The sequence below is a fragment of the Ruegeria sp. CH10 genome, from assembly GCF_056537125.1.
The window spans coordinates 217,715-234,413 of the sequence record NZ_JBQFQY010000002.1 but is presented as its reverse complement, the minus strand read 5'-3'; the positions used below and the strand labels follow the sequence as shown (position 1 = coordinate 234,413).

At 59.3% G+C, this 16,699-nt stretch carries 13 protein-coding genes; 9 read left to right on the top strand and 4 right to left on the bottom strand.

What is annotated here, in order from left to right; translation table 11 throughout:
- Window positions 1-48: 48 nt before the first annotated feature.
- Window positions 49-1,434: a M20/M25/M40 family metallo-hydrolase gene (locus ACRZ94_RS07435; protein ID WP_480797020.1), complete on the bottom strand. Its 1,386-nt coding sequence runs from the start codon at window positions 1,432-1,434 to the stop codon at window positions 49-51.
- A 320-nt stretch (window positions 1,435-1,754) separates the two neighbouring features.
- Between ACRZ94_RS07435 and hemA the strand changes: the two genes are divergently transcribed.
- Window positions 1,755-2,978, top strand: coding sequence for a 5-aminolevulinate synthase (gene hemA / locus ACRZ94_RS07430; RefSeq protein ID WP_480797019.1), 1,224 nt, complete (start codon window positions 1,755-1,757; stop codon window positions 2,976-2,978).
- Between the two features lie 128 nt (window positions 2,979-3,106).
- Window positions 3,107-4,318, top strand: a complete 1,212-nt coding sequence (locus ACRZ94_RS07425) for a helix-turn-helix domain-containing protein (RefSeq protein ID WP_480651867.1) — start codon at window positions 3,107-3,109, stop codon at window positions 4,316-4,318.
- 154 nt (window positions 4,319-4,472) lie between these two features.
- Here ACRZ94_RS07425 and ACRZ94_RS07420 read toward each other — a convergent pair whose 3' ends face one another.
- Window positions 4,473-5,369, bottom strand: a complete 897-nt coding sequence (locus ACRZ94_RS07420; protein WP_480651865.1) for an FkbM family methyltransferase — start codon at window positions 5,367-5,369, stop codon at window positions 4,473-4,475.
- Between the two features lie 183 nt (window positions 5,370-5,552).
- Between ACRZ94_RS07420 and ACRZ94_RS07415 the strand changes: the two genes are divergently transcribed.
- Entirely contained in the window at window positions 5,553-5,834 is a 282-nt protein-coding gene (locus ACRZ94_RS07415) for a hypothetical protein (protein WP_480651863.1), read from the top strand.
- Between the two features lie 39 nt (window positions 5,835-5,873).
- Here ACRZ94_RS07415 and ACRZ94_RS07410 read toward each other — a convergent pair whose 3' ends face one another.
- Together ACRZ94_RS07410 and ACRZ94_RS07405 are read right to left on the bottom strand one after the other, a co-directional pair.
- Complete coding sequence (locus ACRZ94_RS07410) at window positions 5,874-6,632, bottom strand: DsbA family protein (protein WP_480651861.1); 759 nt, start codon at window positions 6,630-6,632, stop codon at window positions 5,874-5,876.
- A complete protein-coding gene (locus ACRZ94_RS07405; RefSeq protein ID WP_480797018.1) occupies window positions 6,629-8,011 on the bottom strand; it encodes a M48 family metalloprotease in 1,383 nt (460 codons plus the stop codon). The genes ACRZ94_RS07410 and ACRZ94_RS07405 overlap by 4 nt, the downstream gene beginning before the upstream one ends.
- Here ACRZ94_RS07405 and ACRZ94_RS07400 point away from each other — a divergent pair.
- From ACRZ94_RS07400 to ACRZ94_RS07375, 6 genes are all read left to right on the top strand, one after another.
- Window positions 8,010-9,173 (top strand): pyridoxal phosphate-dependent aminotransferase, encoded by a 1,164-nt coding sequence (locus ACRZ94_RS07400; protein ID WP_480797017.1) that lies wholly within the window; start codon window positions 8,010-8,012, stop codon window positions 9,171-9,173. The two genes, ACRZ94_RS07405 and ACRZ94_RS07400, sit on opposite strands and share 2 nt — an antisense overlap.
- Window positions 9,174-9,239: 66 nt before the next feature.
- Window positions 9,240-10,460, top strand: coding sequence for an N-acetylmuramoyl-L-alanine amidase (locus ACRZ94_RS07395; protein WP_480797016.1), 1,221 nt, complete (start codon window positions 9,240-9,242; stop codon window positions 10,458-10,460).
- 95 nt (window positions 10,461-10,555) lie between these two features.
- Window positions 10,556-13,042, top strand: coding sequence for a penicillin-binding protein 1A (locus ACRZ94_RS07390; RefSeq protein ID WP_480797015.1), 2,487 nt, complete (start codon window positions 10,556-10,558; stop codon window positions 13,040-13,042).
- Between the two features lie 91 nt (window positions 13,043-13,133).
- Window positions 13,134-14,258: a peptide chain release factor 2 gene (gene prfB / locus ACRZ94_RS07385; protein ID WP_480651851.1), complete on the top strand. Its 1,125-nt coding sequence runs from the start codon at window positions 13,134-13,136 to the stop codon at window positions 14,256-14,258.
- Window positions 14,259-14,425: 167 nt separating this feature from the next.
- Window positions 14,426-15,820, top strand: a complete 1,395-nt coding sequence (locus ACRZ94_RS07380; RefSeq protein WP_480651849.1) for an amidase — start codon at window positions 14,426-14,428, stop codon at window positions 15,818-15,820.
- A gap of 30 nt (window positions 15,821-15,850) precedes the next feature.
- Window positions 15,851-16,621, top strand: coding sequence for a DUF2189 domain-containing protein (locus ACRZ94_RS07375; protein WP_480651847.1), 771 nt, complete (start codon window positions 15,851-15,853; stop codon window positions 16,619-16,621).
- The last annotated feature ends 78 nt before the right edge of the window (window positions 16,622-16,699 follow it).

The window sequence follows — 16,699 nt, the reverse complement described above, 5'->3', positions numbered from 1 at the left end:
CATCTGTCCGAAAATGTCCCGGAGCGCGAGGCAGAGCCTCGCAAAAAATCAGCGCGTCAGCGCGTCCAGAATGCGGGCCCAGGACCGGATACCCTTGTGGAAGCTTTTGACGTCATATTTCTCATTTGGGGAGTGGATGGCGTCATCTTCGTTGGCAAAGCCAACAAGCATTGAATCCAATCCCAGCTCGGTCTTGAAATAGCCCACGACCGGAATCGATCCGCCCATTCCGGTGAAGACGGCCTCACGCTCCCATTCATCAGACAATGCGCCACGGGCGGCTTCGAATTCGGGGCGGTCGAGGTTCATCACCGAGGCGGGTGAGCCTTCGAGGTCATTGTCCCATTCGATCTTTATGTCGGGCGAAAGGCGGTCTTCCACATGTTTGCGGAGTTTGGCGCGCAGCGCGTCCGGGTCCATGTCGCCGACAAGGCGGCAGGTGATTTTGCAATGCGCCTGCGACGGAATCACGGTTTTTGATCCAGCCCCGTTGTAGCCGCCCCACAGGCCGTTCACCTCAAGCGTGGGGCGCGCCCATTGCTGTTCCAGAGTGGAATAGGCTTTCTCGCCATGGGGTTGTGTGTATCCGGCGTGGCTGAGGTATTCCTGCTCGTTGAAGCCGCATCCTTCCCATTGGCGCAGCTGTTCAGCGGGCACGTCGTGCACGCCTTCATAGAACCCGTCGACCGCGACGCGGCCCGTTTCGTCATCGTAGAACGAGGCGACGATCCTGGAGAGTTCACGCAGAGGGTTCAGGGCGGGGCCGCCGTAGTGGCCCGAATGCAGGTCGATGCGCGGGCCGATGATGGTGAATTCATCCTTGAGCATGCCGCGCAGTTGGGCGGCGATGGAGGGCACGCCACGCGATACCATCGAGGTGTCGCAGACCAGGGCCAGGTCCGCCTTCAGCTCGGCGGCGTTTTCCCGCAGGAAAGGCACCAGTGAGGGAGAGCCCGATTCCTCTTCGCCTTCGAAGAAGAAAGTGATGCGGCAGGGCAGGGTGCCGTGCACGGCTTTCCACGCGCGACAAGCTTCGACAAAGGTCATCAGCTGGCCTTTGTCATCCGATGAACCGCGCCCCCGAATGACAGGGCCGTTTTCGGTCTCTTCGATGGCCGGATCAAAAGGATCGCGATTCCACAGGTTCAGCGGGTCGACGGGTTGCACGTCGTAATGGCCGTAGAACAAGACATGGGGGGCATCGCTGTCTTCTCCGACATGGCCCACAACCATCGGGTGGCCCGATGTCTCGCGTTTTTCTGACGCGATACCGATCTGTTTCAAATCCGCGACCAGCCAATCAGCGGCCTGATCGACCTGCGCATTATAGGCCGGATCGGTCGAGATCGATGGAATGCGCAGCAATTCCATCAGGCGGTCGATTGATGTTTGAAGGTCGGCGTCAATGCGGTTCAGGACAGCGTCCAGTGACATGAGAGTCTCCTGATATTGAGATTTGGCCAGACCCTAGCAGCGCCGTCAGCGTCGTCCAGTGCGGTTTGATCGGAAAAAGCGCGCGAGGGTGGAAAAGAAATCCGGCACCTGCGTCGTTTCCCCGCGTCTTATAGACGTAAGTTTACTTGTCGCAGCAAAGGTGAAGGGATATTTGATGCAAATCAAATGAGCGATTTCAATGTGGTCTATACCTGAGGACCACAGGGAAACGCGGCGGTGCGACACGGATTCGGTCTGTAGCTGTACCAAGTAAGATGCCCGATCGTGCCAGTCTTGGTCGGGTAGGTAAGGAGAAACTGGTGGACTATACTGCTCAGCTCGATCAAGCGATTGCCAGGCTACATGATGAAGGACGGTATCGGACTTTCATCGACATAGAACGCCGGAATGGGCATTTTCCGCATGCTGTGCGGACGCGCCCGGACGGGTCGCAGCAGAATATAACCGTTTGGTGTGGCAACGATTACCTCGGTATGGGCCAGAACCCGGTTGTTCTGGACGCCATGCATGAGGCTGTGAATGCCGCCGGGGCAGGCTCGGGCGGGACGCGCAACATCTCGGGCACCACGGTCTATCACAAGCAGCTTGAGGCCGAACTGGCCGATCTGCATGGCAAAGAAGCTGCCCTGCTGTTCACCAGCGCCTATATTGCCAATGACGCAACGCTCAGCACGCTGCCCAAGTTGTTCCCGGGTCTGATCATCTATTCCGATGCGCTGAACCATGCCTCGATGATCGAAGGTGTGCGCCGCAATGGTGGCGCCAAGCGTATTTTCCGCCACAATGACGTTGCCCATCTGCGCGAACTGCTTGAGGCCGACGATCCCAAAGCGCCCAAGCTGATCGCGTTCGAGTCGGTCTATTCCATGGATGGCGACTTTGGCCCGATCGAAGAGATCTGCGATCTGGCCGATGAATTCGGCGCGCTGACCTATATTGATGAGGTTCACGCGGTTGGCATGTACGGCCCACGCGGCGGTGGAGTGACCGAGCGTGACCGTCTGGCGCATCGTATCGACATCATTAACGGCACACTGGCCAAGGCTTATGGCGTGATGGGCGGCTATATCGCAGCCAGTGAGAAAATGTGCGACGCTGTCCGCTCTTACGCGCCGGGCTTCATCTTTACCACGTCGCTGCCGCCTGCGGTTGCTGCGGGGGCCGCCGCATCGGTTGCGCATTTGAAAACAGCGACCGAGCTGCGCGAACAGCATCAGACCCAGGCCAAGATCCTCAAGCTGCGGCTGAAAGGGCTGGGCCTGCCCCTGATTGATCATGGCAGCCACATTGTGCCTGTAATTGTTGGTAACCCGGTGCATACCAAAATCCTCAGCGACCGCCTGCTGGATGACTTTGGGATTTACGTGCAACCGATCAATTTCCCGACCGTTCCGCGCGGCACCGAGCGCCTGCGGTTCACCCCGTCGCCCGTGCATGGCCCGGATGAAATGAATCGTCTGGTGCAGGCGATGGACGAACTTTGGTCACATTGTGCGCTAAATCGCGCCGAACTTGCGGGATAATCTCTTCTCAAAGTGTGCATTGTGTTTAGCACGTGTTACACTTGCTCTAATAAAAACAACGGGCGAATCGTCAATGGGGCGATTCGGCGTTGGCGCGAAACACGCGCAGGCAGAATGGGGCAGCAGGGATGATTGGGCGCAGATCTCAGCGCGATTCCGAAGAGGATACCGACATCAGACCCAAAGGGTTTGATGACTATGAGGTACGGCTTGGCGACCGGATGCGCGGCGAACGCGCAACGATGGGCAAGTCTCTTTTGGATGTTCAGCGCGAGCTGCGGATCAAAGCCAACTACATAGCTGCCATCGAAGACGCCGACCCCGATGCGTTTGACACACCCGGCTTTATCGCCGGGTATGTGCGGTCTTATGCGCGGTATCTGGGTATGAATCCCGATGACACTTTCGCGGATTTCTGCAAGGAAAGCGGCTTTGAGGTCGCGCATGGCATGTCGGCCGAGGCGTCCGTTGTGCGCAAGCCAACGGGGCGGGTGGCCGCGCGTGGGCCGATGGGGTCTGATCCGTTTATCTCGCCGAACACCCCCTACATCCCGGGCAAGGAATCCTTTGTCAGCCAGATCGAGCCGAGGGCGATTGGTTCCTCTCTCGTGTTGGTCGCTGTGATTTGCGGCATCGGATATGGCGGCTGGTCAGTTCTGAACAAAATTCAGCAGGTTCAGGTCAGCCCGGTTGAACAGGCACCCGTGGTGGTGTCCGATCTTGATCCGCTGGACGCCGCGCGCAACCGTGCTGAGACTGAGGTCGCTGCGGTTGAAGCCCCAAGTGCCGAAGCGCTGGATCGGCTCTATCGCCCTCAGGCGCTGGATGTACCGGTGCTTGTGGCGCGGGACGCGCCGATTTCCACACTTGATCCGCGCACGGTGGGCACCTTCCAACCGCAGGCTTTGCCGCAGGTCGAAGTGGCCGAGGTGCATACAGTTGAACGCCCGGCCTTGCCGCAGGTGGTTGAAAAGATCGATACGACCCTCAAGATCGTGGCCATTAATCCGGCCTGGATGCGGGTCACAGCAGCCGATGGCAGCGTGATTTTCGAAGGCACGCTGGGTACAGTTGAACAAGGCAGCGTGTTCGAAGTCCCGCTGACCGAAGAACCCCCCTTGCTACGCGCAGGTGCCTCAGGCTCTGTGTTCTTCTCGATGAATGGCGAACATTTCGGACCGGCAGGTGCGCCGGGGACTGTGGCAAAGGGCGTCGTTCTGTCTAAGGACGCTGTTGCCGAGACATATGCTGTGGCCGATCTTGAGGCCGAGCAGAACACGGTTATCACCCAATTGGTGGCTGAGTTTCAGGCCCAGGATGCCGACGAAGCCGTCGAGTAAACCGGAATTTGGTACGCTCTTTCAAGTCAGCTGAGTTTAAACGAAGCAATCGTTGATTGTGTCATCGGCATGCGCTTTCGCTACTGAGAACTGTAAGGCAGCCGAAATCAAAACGAATTGCTGTGCGCCTGCCGACAGGGGCAGCTGATCGAGTTTACTTTATGGATGAATGCTTTGCGTGCAGATCAAACCAGCCAATGACAGCGGCGAAAAGGTTTTCCGGGGCGCTCTGCGTTGCAAGGTTCAGCCCTTTTTGCACTTTCATTGCGTCGTCATAGGACAACCAATCGCCTGGCAGATCTTCTCCAAAGAGGCCGGAGGCACCGTAAGGGAATTGGTGATCAATAACTTTTCCATGCCGGGATCGCGGCGGAATGGTCTGATATTCCACATATTTCTGGTTCGAGAATTTGAAGCGGTCATAGCCGTTCTGATGCAGCGTCTCAAGCAGGTGGGAACTGCCATTTTCGACCGAAAGATATGGCGGCAAATGCTCCAACGACATGATTTGTGACACGGCAACACTGTCGAACCCTTCAATGTCGATCTTGATATAGCGGATTCTGCGCGCGACATCCCGCAGGATGCTGGACACATCAATCGCAGGAACAACGATCTGTTCAGACCCTTCCGCGCGGCTTCCGAATTGCTCGTCGACTGAACTCCACTCGGTGTTGAACTTGTTCACATGGAATGTAACTTCGCTTGTCTTTCCGTCAGTGACGGCAAAGTTCTTGATGTCGATGCCGTAAATGCCAAGATCAGTCAGTTTTGCAGAGACTTTTGCGCAAAGGTCAGGAATCGCCTCAACCGAAATGACCTGAAACCCTCGTTTGCGATAGTAGATCGTGTCCGTGCCGTCATTCATGCCGATATCAACGACAATGCCTTGATCCGCCGCAGGAAGGCGCGTTTTTGACAACGTTTCAAATGCGGGCGAGATGTCCACTGATTTGGTTTTGCGCGAGGTTTTCTTGCCTCGGATCACCCGACCGGCATGACGCACTTTGGCGGCCGCGCGGGACAATCCAGATTTTTGGTTGTTGCTCATTCGTGTCTCGGCCGTTGGATCAAAGGCTTTTGTTCCATCAATGCCTGAGACAAGGGTCGCATTCAACAGAAAGTGTCTGGACGTTGCAGTCACCAAGCCTGGGCGTTCTGGAAAAGCTCCGATTTTCGCATCTGACCCACGCACTATGGGCACCTTCCCGATGCAGTCGCCATTGGTGAAGGAATGGGCCTGACCTTCACCTCGGAAGAGGCATTCGAATGGGTCAATGAACAGCACACGATGCAGCAGGTTGGTGAGCTATCAAAAATGCAGCTTGAATTCGTTGCAAGTGGCAAAAGCAATTCGTCCAAGGCTGAAGCGTTTTCAGGTGCTTTGGGCTGTGAGGCAGCCGGCACTATGATCCTGAGTGGCGTTGCGGCCTGCGCGACCGGCGTTGGCGCTGCTGCGGGTGTCAGTCTGATTACAGGCGGCTCGGCCGTCGTTGTGGCCACCAACAAAACCTAAACAAAAGCGTTTGGGGCGGCGCATGGCCGCCCCGAGACGTTAACTCTGCTCTTCACGCACGCCATTTGCGATCTGCAGCATCTGATCGGCAGGCAGAAAGCCACGCAGCATTTCAGTACCCAGCACAAAAGACGGCGTGCCCGAGATGTTCATCCGCTGCGCCAGCGCTCGGGTTTGCGAGATTTCCTCGGTGACCTCATCGCTGTCCATCGCGGCAACGATGGCGTCACTGTCCAGCCCCAGACCATCTGTAATACGGCGCAACGTGACTTCGTTGGGTTCGCCGCTAAAGGCAAGCAGGGCGTCATGCACCTGTTTATAGGCGTCGTCGCCCGCCACATGTTTGGTCGCAATGGCAAAGCGTGATGAGACGACCGATGCATCGCCCAAAATGGGCAGTTCCTTGATCACCAGCCGGATGTTGCCGTCGGCCTCCAGCAGGGTGGCCACTTCGGGCACGGCACGGCGGCAATAGCCGCAACGGTAATCCATGAACTCGACCAGAGTGATGTCGCCGTCGGGGTTGCCACCCACCCAGCTATAACCGTCCTCGAACAGCTCATCCGCGTTGGCTTTGACCAGTTCTTTGTCGGCTGCGGCCTCGGCCACGGCGTTGCGCTGTTCCAGCACATTGATCGCTTCGATGATGACTTCTGGATTTTCCAGCAGATACTCGCGCACCTGTGCGCCAAACTCGGCCTTTTCCGCATCGCTCATCGCGTTCAGGTCCAGCGCCTGTACCGGGCCACTTATCAGGGAAAGCCCCAGAAGGGCGGGGGCTGCATGTCTGAGGATCATTTCCGTTTCCTTTTCGATTTTTCGGCGCGCTCTGAGGCAATCAACACATCCTGAGCCCGTTGCCAACCCGGAGACCCTTCGGGCAATTGCCGGATCGCGCGTTTCGCGTGGATGCCTGCATCGGCCATCTTGCCTTGCAGTGCATATCTTTCTGCGGTCACGGCCGAGGCCATGCCGGTATTGCCGACCTGCGCATATGCGACCCCAAGGTCCTGCATCAGACGGAGATTTCGATGGTCCCGGGCGCGTGCTTTTTCAAGTACTTGCAGGGCGTTCTTTGTGTGACCTTGTGTCAGCAGGGCGCGACCATACCCGGCAAGGATCAGGGCATCGTTCGGGGCCATATCGACCGCGTCGGAATAGGCGGTGACTGCCTCTTTGAACTGCCGGTTTTCAAGCAGGATCTGGCCCTTGAGCTCGTAGTAGAACGGGTCCTCTGGGCGAACCGCGATGGCTGCATCAATGGCCGCACGAGCCTGGGCGAGGTTGCGGTTTTGATGATGTGCCGCGGCCTCTCGCATCAGGCGAATATCTCGGGCGTCTTCTTCTTTCGCACGGCGCAGGGTCCAGCCCGGCGCGCGCAGGAACGCGGACAATTTCCCCTTGATCCGGGCAAACCAGTAATCGGCATTGGGGTTCGGCTGGGCCAGATCCTCGAATTGTACCATGAACGACTGGGCTGCCCTCAGACGCTCGCGGCTGGTGGGGTGCGAGCGCATGTAGGGGTCTTGGTTGACCACGCTCAGCAATTCCTGACCTGCGAATTTCTGATGCAGGGCCACCATGCCGCTGGGTGAAATGCCCGCCGCACGCAGGTAGCTGGCTGCGCTGCGATCCGCCGAGGCCTCTTCGGCGCGGGTGTGCCCCAGAAAATCGCGCATCGCGGCACTTTGGGTGCCTGCGGCGATACCGGCAGCGGCCTCACCGCCGCCCGCAGCCGCGGCAATCAGGGCAAGCGCTGTGCCAAGACCGGCATTGCGCTGCGCCTGCCGCAGGTTTTCCACCCGGCGCGACAGGTGGCCATTGGCGATATGGGCGGCCTCATGGGCGATCACGGCCTGCAGCATTTCGGGGCTTTCGACTGTCAGGATCAGGCCATAGTTCAGATAGATCGCGCCATAGTCGATGACGAAGGCATTAAAGGTGCTGTCGTTGACTACCAATATCTTAACGCGGTTGGTGTTCAGCCCGGCGGCACGCAGGACAGGAAAGGCCAATTCGCGCAAGCCGTATTCAATATCGGGATCACGGATCAGGCTTTGCGCTTTCAGCGGCGCAGCGGCAGACAGCCATGTCACTGCAACCAGCAACAAAGCCGGGATTGACGCCAGCCTGGATACGCGTTCAAAAGCCATGGCTGCAACATGGGAGATGGGCATGAGAAACTCAACCCGGTCCGGGGTCGATCCTTTCATTGTGATGGACGTGATGGAGGCTGCGCGCCGCGCCGAAGAGGCCGGGCGTCACATCATCCATATGGAGGTCGGCCAGCCCGGAACAGGGGCCCCAAAGGGTGCGACGGCAGCGCTGGCCAAGGCGATGGAGCAAGGCCCGCTGGGCTATACGGTCGCCCTGGGCCTGCCCGCACTGCGGCAACGGATCGCGCAGCTGTATGGTGAGTGGTACAATGTCGACCTGAACCCTGACCGGGTGGTGATCACCCCCGGGTCATCGGGCGGGTTCTTGCTGGCTTTTACGGCGCTGTTTGACAGCGGCGACCGGGTCGGGATCGGCGCGCCGGGTTATCCCTCGTATCGTCAAATTCTCAAGGCGCTGGGATTGGTGCCGGTCGATCTGCCCACCGCAACGGAAAACCGGCTGCAACCTGTGCCTGCGGATGTCGCCGGGATGGACCTGCAGGGCCTGATGGTGGCTTCGCCCGCCAACCCGACAGGCACGATGCTGGATCACGCTGCAATGGGGGCTCTGATTGATGCCGCACACGGGCAGGGCGCGTCCTTCATCAGTGATGAGATTTACCATGGGCTCGAATATGAGGCCAAAGCCGTCACCGCGCTGGAGTTGACGGATGAGTGCTATGTGATCAACTCGTTTTCCAAGTATTTCTCGATGACCGGCTGGCGCGTGGGCTGGATGGTCGTGCCCGAGGATCAGGTGCGCGTGGTCGAGCGCATCGCCCAGAACATGTTCATTTGCGCGCCCCATGCCAGCCAGGTGGCGGCGCTGGCCGCGATGGATTGCGAGGATGAATTGCAAGCCAACCTAGACGTTTATCGCCGCAACCGCGCGCTGATGCTGGATGGGTTGCCCAAGGCAGGGTTCACCAAAATCGCGCCGCCGGATGGGGCGTTTTATGTTTATGCCGATGTCTCGGACCTGACAGATGACAGCCGCGCCTTTGCGGCTGAGATTCTGGACAAGGCCGGTGTGGCGGTCACGCCCGGTCTGGATTTCGACCCGGCGCGGGGACACCACACGCTGCGCTTTTCCTACGCACGATCGTCGGCTGACATCGAAGAGGGGTTGCAGCGCCTGCGCCGTTTTATGGCCGAGCGCGGGGCGATCACAGAACCGGTCTAGGGCGTTCACAAAACCGCTTGGGTCAGATAGGGTCATCGTCAAACGATCTCGGGAAAACTTGAGGCCATGAGCAGGATTTTCTACGCCATCGCGCTGATCTGGGCGCTGAGCTGTGCTGCGTTTGCGCAGGATTTCAACGCGCTCGCCCGCGTTCTGCCCGCCGAAAGCCGGATCACCGATGATGGCCGGTCCGGTGTACGGATTGATCTGGGCCTCAGCCAGGGGGTGCCGTACCGGGTATTCACCCTGCAGGATCCGTATCGCATGGTTCTCGACTTTCAAGAGGTCGACTGGACCGGGTTGGACCCTCAGACGCTTTTGCAGACCGACCGGATCAGCGGCGTGCAATTCGGAGCCTATGTTCCAGGCTGGTCGCGCATGGTGCTGGAGCTTGGCGCGCCCTTGTCGGTGGAAACCTCAGATCTGCGGGTCGATCAGGTCAGCGGTCAGGCGCGTCTGTCCCTTGGGCTGATGGGCACCGATTTCGACAGTTTCGCGGCCAGCGCCGGTGCCCCGCGTCAGGCAGGATGGGACCTGCCGGAACCGGCGGTGACACCGGTTGTGCCCGGCAATGGCGGAACGCGCCCTTTGGTGGTGATGCTGGACCCCGGCCATGGTGGCATTGACCCGGGGGCCGAGGCTGGTGGAACCAATGAGAAAACCCTGATGCTGACTTTTGCGCGGGAATTGCGCGAAACCCTATTACGGTCAGAGGGTTATCACGTGGTTCTCACGCGCAATGATGACTATTTCGTCAGTCTGGAACGCCGCATCGCGCTGGCGCATCGGGCGCAGGCGGATGTGTTCATTTCATTGCACGCCGACATTCTGCTTGAGGGGCGCGCGCATGGGGCGGCGGTGTATACCCTGTCCGAAGAGGCGTCGGATGTCGCCAGCCAAAAACTGGCCGAGCGTCATGACCGGGGCGATCTGATCTCGGGCGTTGATCTGAACGGCGCCGATGATGAGGTAACTGACATTCTGCTGGACATCGCCCGTCAGGAAACCAAACCGCGCACCGATGCTTTGGCGCAATCGCTGGCCGGAGGAATGGCGCAGCAGGGCGGGCCGATGAACAGCCGACCGCTCCGCTCGGCCTCGTTTTCGGTGCTCAAGGCCGCAGACATCCCCTCGGTGCTGATCGAGCTTGGATTTCTCTCCAGCCCCAGAGACCTGAAAAACATCAAAGACCCCGAATGGCGCAGGGGCATGGCGGTTGGCATCGTCAACGGGCTGGAGCAATGGCGGCAGGACGATCTGGTCAAAAGGTCGCTGATTGGTCAGTGACCCTGCGGCGCAAATCGGCTAAAGTAAGCTAACGTGTTTTGACCCGGCGCCGGGGCATCCCTATATAGGCGGCACCGCGAGTAAAAGGCAGTAACGTGATCCGTTTCATTCTTTCGATTTTCGGGGCGATCTTCAGCCTCGTCACACTGGGTATCTTCATGGCCGCGCTGGTGATTGGCGCGATCTTCTGGATGTATGGGCGCGACCTGCCCAGCCATGAATCGCTGGCGCAGTACAAGCCGCCGACGATCAGCCGGATTTATTCCGGCGAGGGTCAGCTGATCGACGAATTCGCGCAGGAACGCCGTCTGTTCACGCCGTCCGAGGAAATCCCCGATCTGGTGAAACAGGCGTTCATCTCGGCGGAAGACAAGAATTTCTACACGCATCAGGGCTATGACCCGCGCGGTATCATTGCGGCCGGTGTTGAGGCGGTGAAATCCAAGGGTGAAAACGTGCGCGGTGCGTCCACGATTACCCAACAGGTGATGAAGAACTTCCTGCTGTCCGGTGACCGCCGCGCCGAACGCAAGATCAAGGAAATCATCCTCGCCACCCGGCTTGAGGATACGCTGGACAAGGAACAGATCCTCGAACTCTATATGAACGAGATCTTTTTGGGCCAGAACTCCTACGGTGTGACCGCAGCGGCCCAGACCTATTTCAATAAAACGCTGCAGGAACTGACCCCGCACGAAGCCGCGACGCTGGCCGCCATGCCGAAGGCGCCGTCGGATTACCATCCGGTCCGGCAAAAGGAACGCCTGCTGGCGCGCCGGGACTATGTGCTGCGCGAGATGCGCCAGAACGGCTATATCGATCAGGCCACTTTTGACGCTGAGGTCGCGCAGCCGCTGCGCTCGGTCCAGAACGGGGATTTCGAAAGCTTCCGCACCGCGCTGCCGCCGCGCGACTATTTCACCGATGAAATTCGCCGCCAGCTGAGCGAGGATTTTGGTGAGGGTGAGTTCTTTACCGGCGGCTTCACCGTCCGCGCCTCGGTCGATGAAGAGATGCAGGTTGAGGCCGCCAAGGCCCTTCGGACCGCCTTGCAGAAATACGATCGTTCCCGCGGGAAATGGCGCGGCACGGGCGAGGTGATCGCCGAGGACAATCTGGCGGATGAGGCGCAATGGCGCGAGGCGCTGTCGATCATGGAAATCCCCCGTGACGTGGTGCTGCCGACGCAATGGTATCCGGCGGTGGTGCTGAACGTGGCCGACCAATCCCTGACCGTAGGGGTTGAGGGCGGCCCGGCCGATGGCATCGTCCCACGCTCGGACATCCAGTGGATGCAGGGCAATTTCCAGGACAATTTCAAACGCGGCGACGTCATTCTGGTGATGGCCGGCGAAGAGGGCCAATGGTCCGCCCGTCAGGTGCCCGAAGTGCAGGGTGGCTTTGTTGCGATGGACGTGAACTCGGGCCGTGTTCTGGCGATGCAGGGTGGGTTCTCGTATCAGGATTCGGTGTTCAACCGCGCCACGCAGGCACAACGCCAGCCGGGCTCCAGCTTTAAACCCTTTGTCTATGCCGCCGCGCTGGACAGTGGCTATAGCCCCGCCACCATCGTTGTGGACGCCCCGATTGAGGTGAACACGCCGCAGGGCCTGTGGCGGCCCAAGAACTCATCGAACAAGTTCTACGGCCCGACACCGCTGCGCACGGGGATCGAACAGTCGCGGAACCTGATGACCATCCGCCTGGCGCAAGAGGTCACGATGCCGGTGGTCGCAGGCTATGCCGAACGGTTCGGCGTCTATGACCGAATGGGCGCGTTTCTGGCCAACTCATTGGGGTCCGAGGAGACGACGCTCTATAAGATGGTCGCTGCCTATGCGATGTTCGCCAATGGTGGCGAGCGGGTTGAGCCCACGCTGGTCGACCGTATTCAGGACCGCTTTGGCAAGACGATCTATCGCCATGATGATCGGCAATGCGTCGACTGTAACTCGGCCTGGCTGGAACCGGATGAATCGCCAACCATCGTGACCGACCGCTGGCAGGTGATGGACGCGATCACGGCCTATCAGCTGACCTCGATGATGAAAGGCGTTGTTGATCGCGGCACGGCGTCTGCCCATGTGAAGCTGCCGGTTCCGACGGCGGGTAAGACCGGCACGACCAACGAATCCAAGGATGCGTGGTTCATCGGCTTTACCTCGAACATCGTGGCAGGCTGCTATATCGGCTATGACCGCCCGCGTCCGATGGGGCGGGGGGCCTATGGCGGCACTATGTGCGGCCCGGTCTTCCAAAGCTTTATGGAAAAAGCCGTTGAGAAATACGGCGGCGGTCCCTTTGAAGTGCCCGAGGGGGGCCATTTCATCAAGATTGACCGGTTCAGCGGTGCGCGCCTGCCTGCGGATGCAAGCGGTGACTATGTCGTGGCCGAGTATTTCCGCGATGGCGTCGATGGCTTTATCGACCGTGTCTATGATGGTGGCTTTGCCGTCGGGTCCGACCTGCCGCTGTTCGAAGAGGTCAACACTGGCCGCCAGGTCACCACATCGACGGGCAATACTGTGACCGTTGGACCCAATGCCAGCCAGGGCGATCTGTCAACCGGCGGTCTTTACTGACACCTGACATGTTTTGCGGCCACCGCTGTCTTGTGGTGGCCTGAACCTCTTGCTATCACGCACACCTGATTGAGAATGTTGGGACAAGACCATGCGCGCCGAAACCCAGAATACCGTGGCGGAAATCGAAAAGTCGCTGGAGCTGCTGGCGCAGCGCATGGACTATGAAACGGCCCCGCACCGGCTTGAGGAATTCAATGCGCGGGTTGAGGATCCCAACCTGTGGGACAACCCCGAAAACGCGCAGAAACTGATGCGCGAGCGTCAGTTACTGGTTGATGCAATTGAGACCTACGAGTCCATCAAGACCGATCTCAGCGACAATATTGAGCTGATCGAACTGGGCGAGATGGAAGAGGACGAAGAGGTCGTCACTGACGCCGAAGCGGCGATCAAGTCGCTGCAGGCAAAGGCCGCCAAGAAAGAACTTGAGGCGCTGTTGGATGGCGAGGCGGATGGCAATGATACGTTCCTCGAGATTAACTCGGGCGCGGGTGGAACCGAAAGCTGCGACTGGGCCTCGATGCTGGCGCGCATGTATGTGCGGTGGGCCGAGAAAAAAGGCTATACGGTCGAGCTGCAATCCGAGACAGCAGGTGAAGAGGCCGGGATCAAATCCGCAGCCTACAAGATTTCCGGCCACAACGCCTATGGCTGGCTGAAATCCGAAAGCGGTGTGCATCGTCTGGTGCGAATCTCGCCCTATGACTCGGCGGCCAAGCGGCATACCTCGTTCAGCTCGGTATGGGTCTATCCGGTGGTCGACGACAATATCGAGATCGAGGTGAACCCCTCGGACATTCGGATCGACACCTACCGGTCGTCCGGTGCGGGCGGTCAGCACGTGAACACCACGGACTCGGCTGTGCGGATTACGCACATCCCGACGGGTATCGTCGTGACAAGCTCTGAGAAATCGCAGCACCAGAACCGCGATATTGCGATGAAAGCGCTGAAATCGCGGCTGTACCAGCAAGAGCTGGATCGCCGGAACGCCGACATCAACGCCGCGCATGAGGCCAAGGGCGATGCGGGCTGGGGCAACCAGATCCGATCTTACGTCTTGCAGCCTTATCAGATGGTCAAGGATTTGCGGACCAATCATGAGACCTCGGACACCAAGGGTGTGTTGGACGGCGATCTGGATGGTTTCATGGCGGCAACGCTTGCGTTGAATGTGGCGGGCAAAAGCCGGTCCGAGGCGCAGGGCGACTAAGGTCGGGCAGGGGGCTCTGCCCCCGCCGCGGCAAGCCGCGACTCCCCCGGGATATTTATGGCCAGATGAAGCGGATCCCGCGATTCTGACGGCCGAAAAGATACATCTAAACAGTGGGTTTAAATGGCGTGAGGCCCCGGCTAGGCTGTCTCTGAAAAGGGGATGGGATGGAGCTGGGCCGAACAACTGCAATTGAGTTGCTGGATGCGATTGCCGCCGGGCGCGTGTCGGCGGTTGAGGTGATGCAGGCCACGTTGGATCGGATTTCGGCGGTCAACGGGTCGGCCAATGCCATTGTTGCCTTGCGCGATCCCGAGGATTTGCTGGCAGAGGCCCATGCGCTGGATGACGGGCCGCACCGGGGTGCGCTGCATGGTTTGCCAATTGCGGTCAAGGATCTGGTCAACGTGGCCGGGGTTGTGTCGTCGCAAGGCTCGCCGATTTTTCGGGATTTTGTACCAGAGCAGGACGATCTGATTGCCGCGCGGATGCGGGCGGCTGGGGCGATCCTGATCGGCAAGACCAATACGCCGGAATTCGGTTTGGGGTCGCACACGTTCAACCCGGTCTATGGAGCGACGCGCAACCCTTATGATCCGGCCCGGACCTGTGGTGGGTCCTCGGGCGGGGCAGCGGTTGCGTTGGCTACTGGGATGGTGGCTCTGGCCGATGGGTCTGACATGATGGGCAGCCTGCGCAACCCTGCGGCCTGGAACAACGTCTACGGGTTTCGGCCCAGCTGGGGACGGGTGCCATCTGAGCCGGTTGGTGATGGGTATCTGCATCAGCTGTCCACGCTGGGTCCGATGGCGCGCAGCCCCGAGGATTTGGGTGTCTTGCTGGATGTGATTTCGGGGCCTGACCCGCGGCATCCCCTAGCGCAGGCCAGCCCGCCGGTTTCCCCGATACAGGCTGCTGACATGCGGGGCGTTCGGATCGGTTGGCTAGACGATTGGGGGGGCGCCTACAGGTTCGAAGATGGGATTCGCGACCTGTGCAACGACGCTTTGGCGGTTTTCACCGAGTTGGGGGCCGAGGTCGTTCCGGTTGCGCCACCGTTTCCGTCTGAGAAAATCTGGGACAGTTGGGTCACATTGCGATCCTGGAGCGTGGCCGCAGGGCTTGCGCCTTTGCGCGATCAGAGGGCTGCGTTGAAAGACACTGCGCAATGGGAGTTGGATCAGGGTTTGGCGCTGTCCGCGATGCGGGTGCATGAGTCGAGCGTTGCACGTTCAGACTGGTTCCGCCGTGCGGCTACCCTGTTTCATGAGTTTGACGCGTTGGTCCTGCCCTCGGCACAGGTTTGGCCGTTCCCGATTGAAACACCGTACCCGACACAGATCGCCGGGACGCAGATGGATACATATCACCGCTGGATGGAGGTCATGGTGCCGGTCAGCCTGATCGGCGTGCCATGCCTGTCGGTTCCCGTCGGCTTTGGGCAAGAGGGGCTGCCAATGGGCATGCAGGTGTTTGGCGCTCGGGGGAGCGACGCGCAGATCCTGTCCATCGGGGCCGCGTATCATGCCGCAACCGGGTGGCCACAACAACGCGCGGCCTGAATGCAGGGCTGGTAAGGGAGGAAAGTTAACATGGACAAACCCTTTGGTGTTCCGCAAATGGGGACAGTGACAACTGAGATGTTGCGCGAAGCCCTGCGCAGGGCCTGGGTCGATTTCCGCAGGGCACCGGTGTTCGGGCTGATCTTCGCGGCCTTTTACGTGTTGGCCGGATGGGCCATCGCCTGGGTCACGCTGCAGACGGGAACGTCTTATTGGCTGGTGTTGGCCGCCATTGGCTTTCCGCTTCTGGGGCCCTTTGCTGCGGTGGGCATGTATGAAGTGTCTCACCGGCTGGAACAGGGAGAACCGCTGGACTTCGGCGCGATCTTTGGGGTTGTGGTGCAGCAGGGGCGGCGTCAGTTACCCTCGATCTGCGCGATTATCGTCGTGATGTTTCTGTTCTGGTTCTTTCTGGGGCACATGATCTTTGCTCTGTTCATGGGGCTGTCGACCATGACCAACGTCTCTACCTCGCTTGAGGTTTACATGACCGCCAATGGTCTGACGATGCTGGCCGTGGGCACTGCGGTCGGGGCGGTGTTTGCCACTGTTTTGTATATGATTACAGTGCTTTCCATCCCAATGTTGTTGGACCGGGAACTGGATTTCGTATCTGCAATGATCGCCAGCTTTGCCTATGTCCGAGATCATTTTGGGGTGATGCTGCTATGGGGCGGTTTTATCGCCGTGTTGACCTTTGCGGCGATGATCCCGTGGTTTTTGGGTTTGCTGGTCGTGCTGCCCTTGTTGGGGCATGCCAGCTGGCATCTTTACCGGCTCATCACTGAAAAAACGGATTGAACACTAGAGTGTTTCGGTTTTTTTACCTGAATCACTCTGTGACACGAATGTCCCGAGAACGCCGCAGGCGTGGCAGGG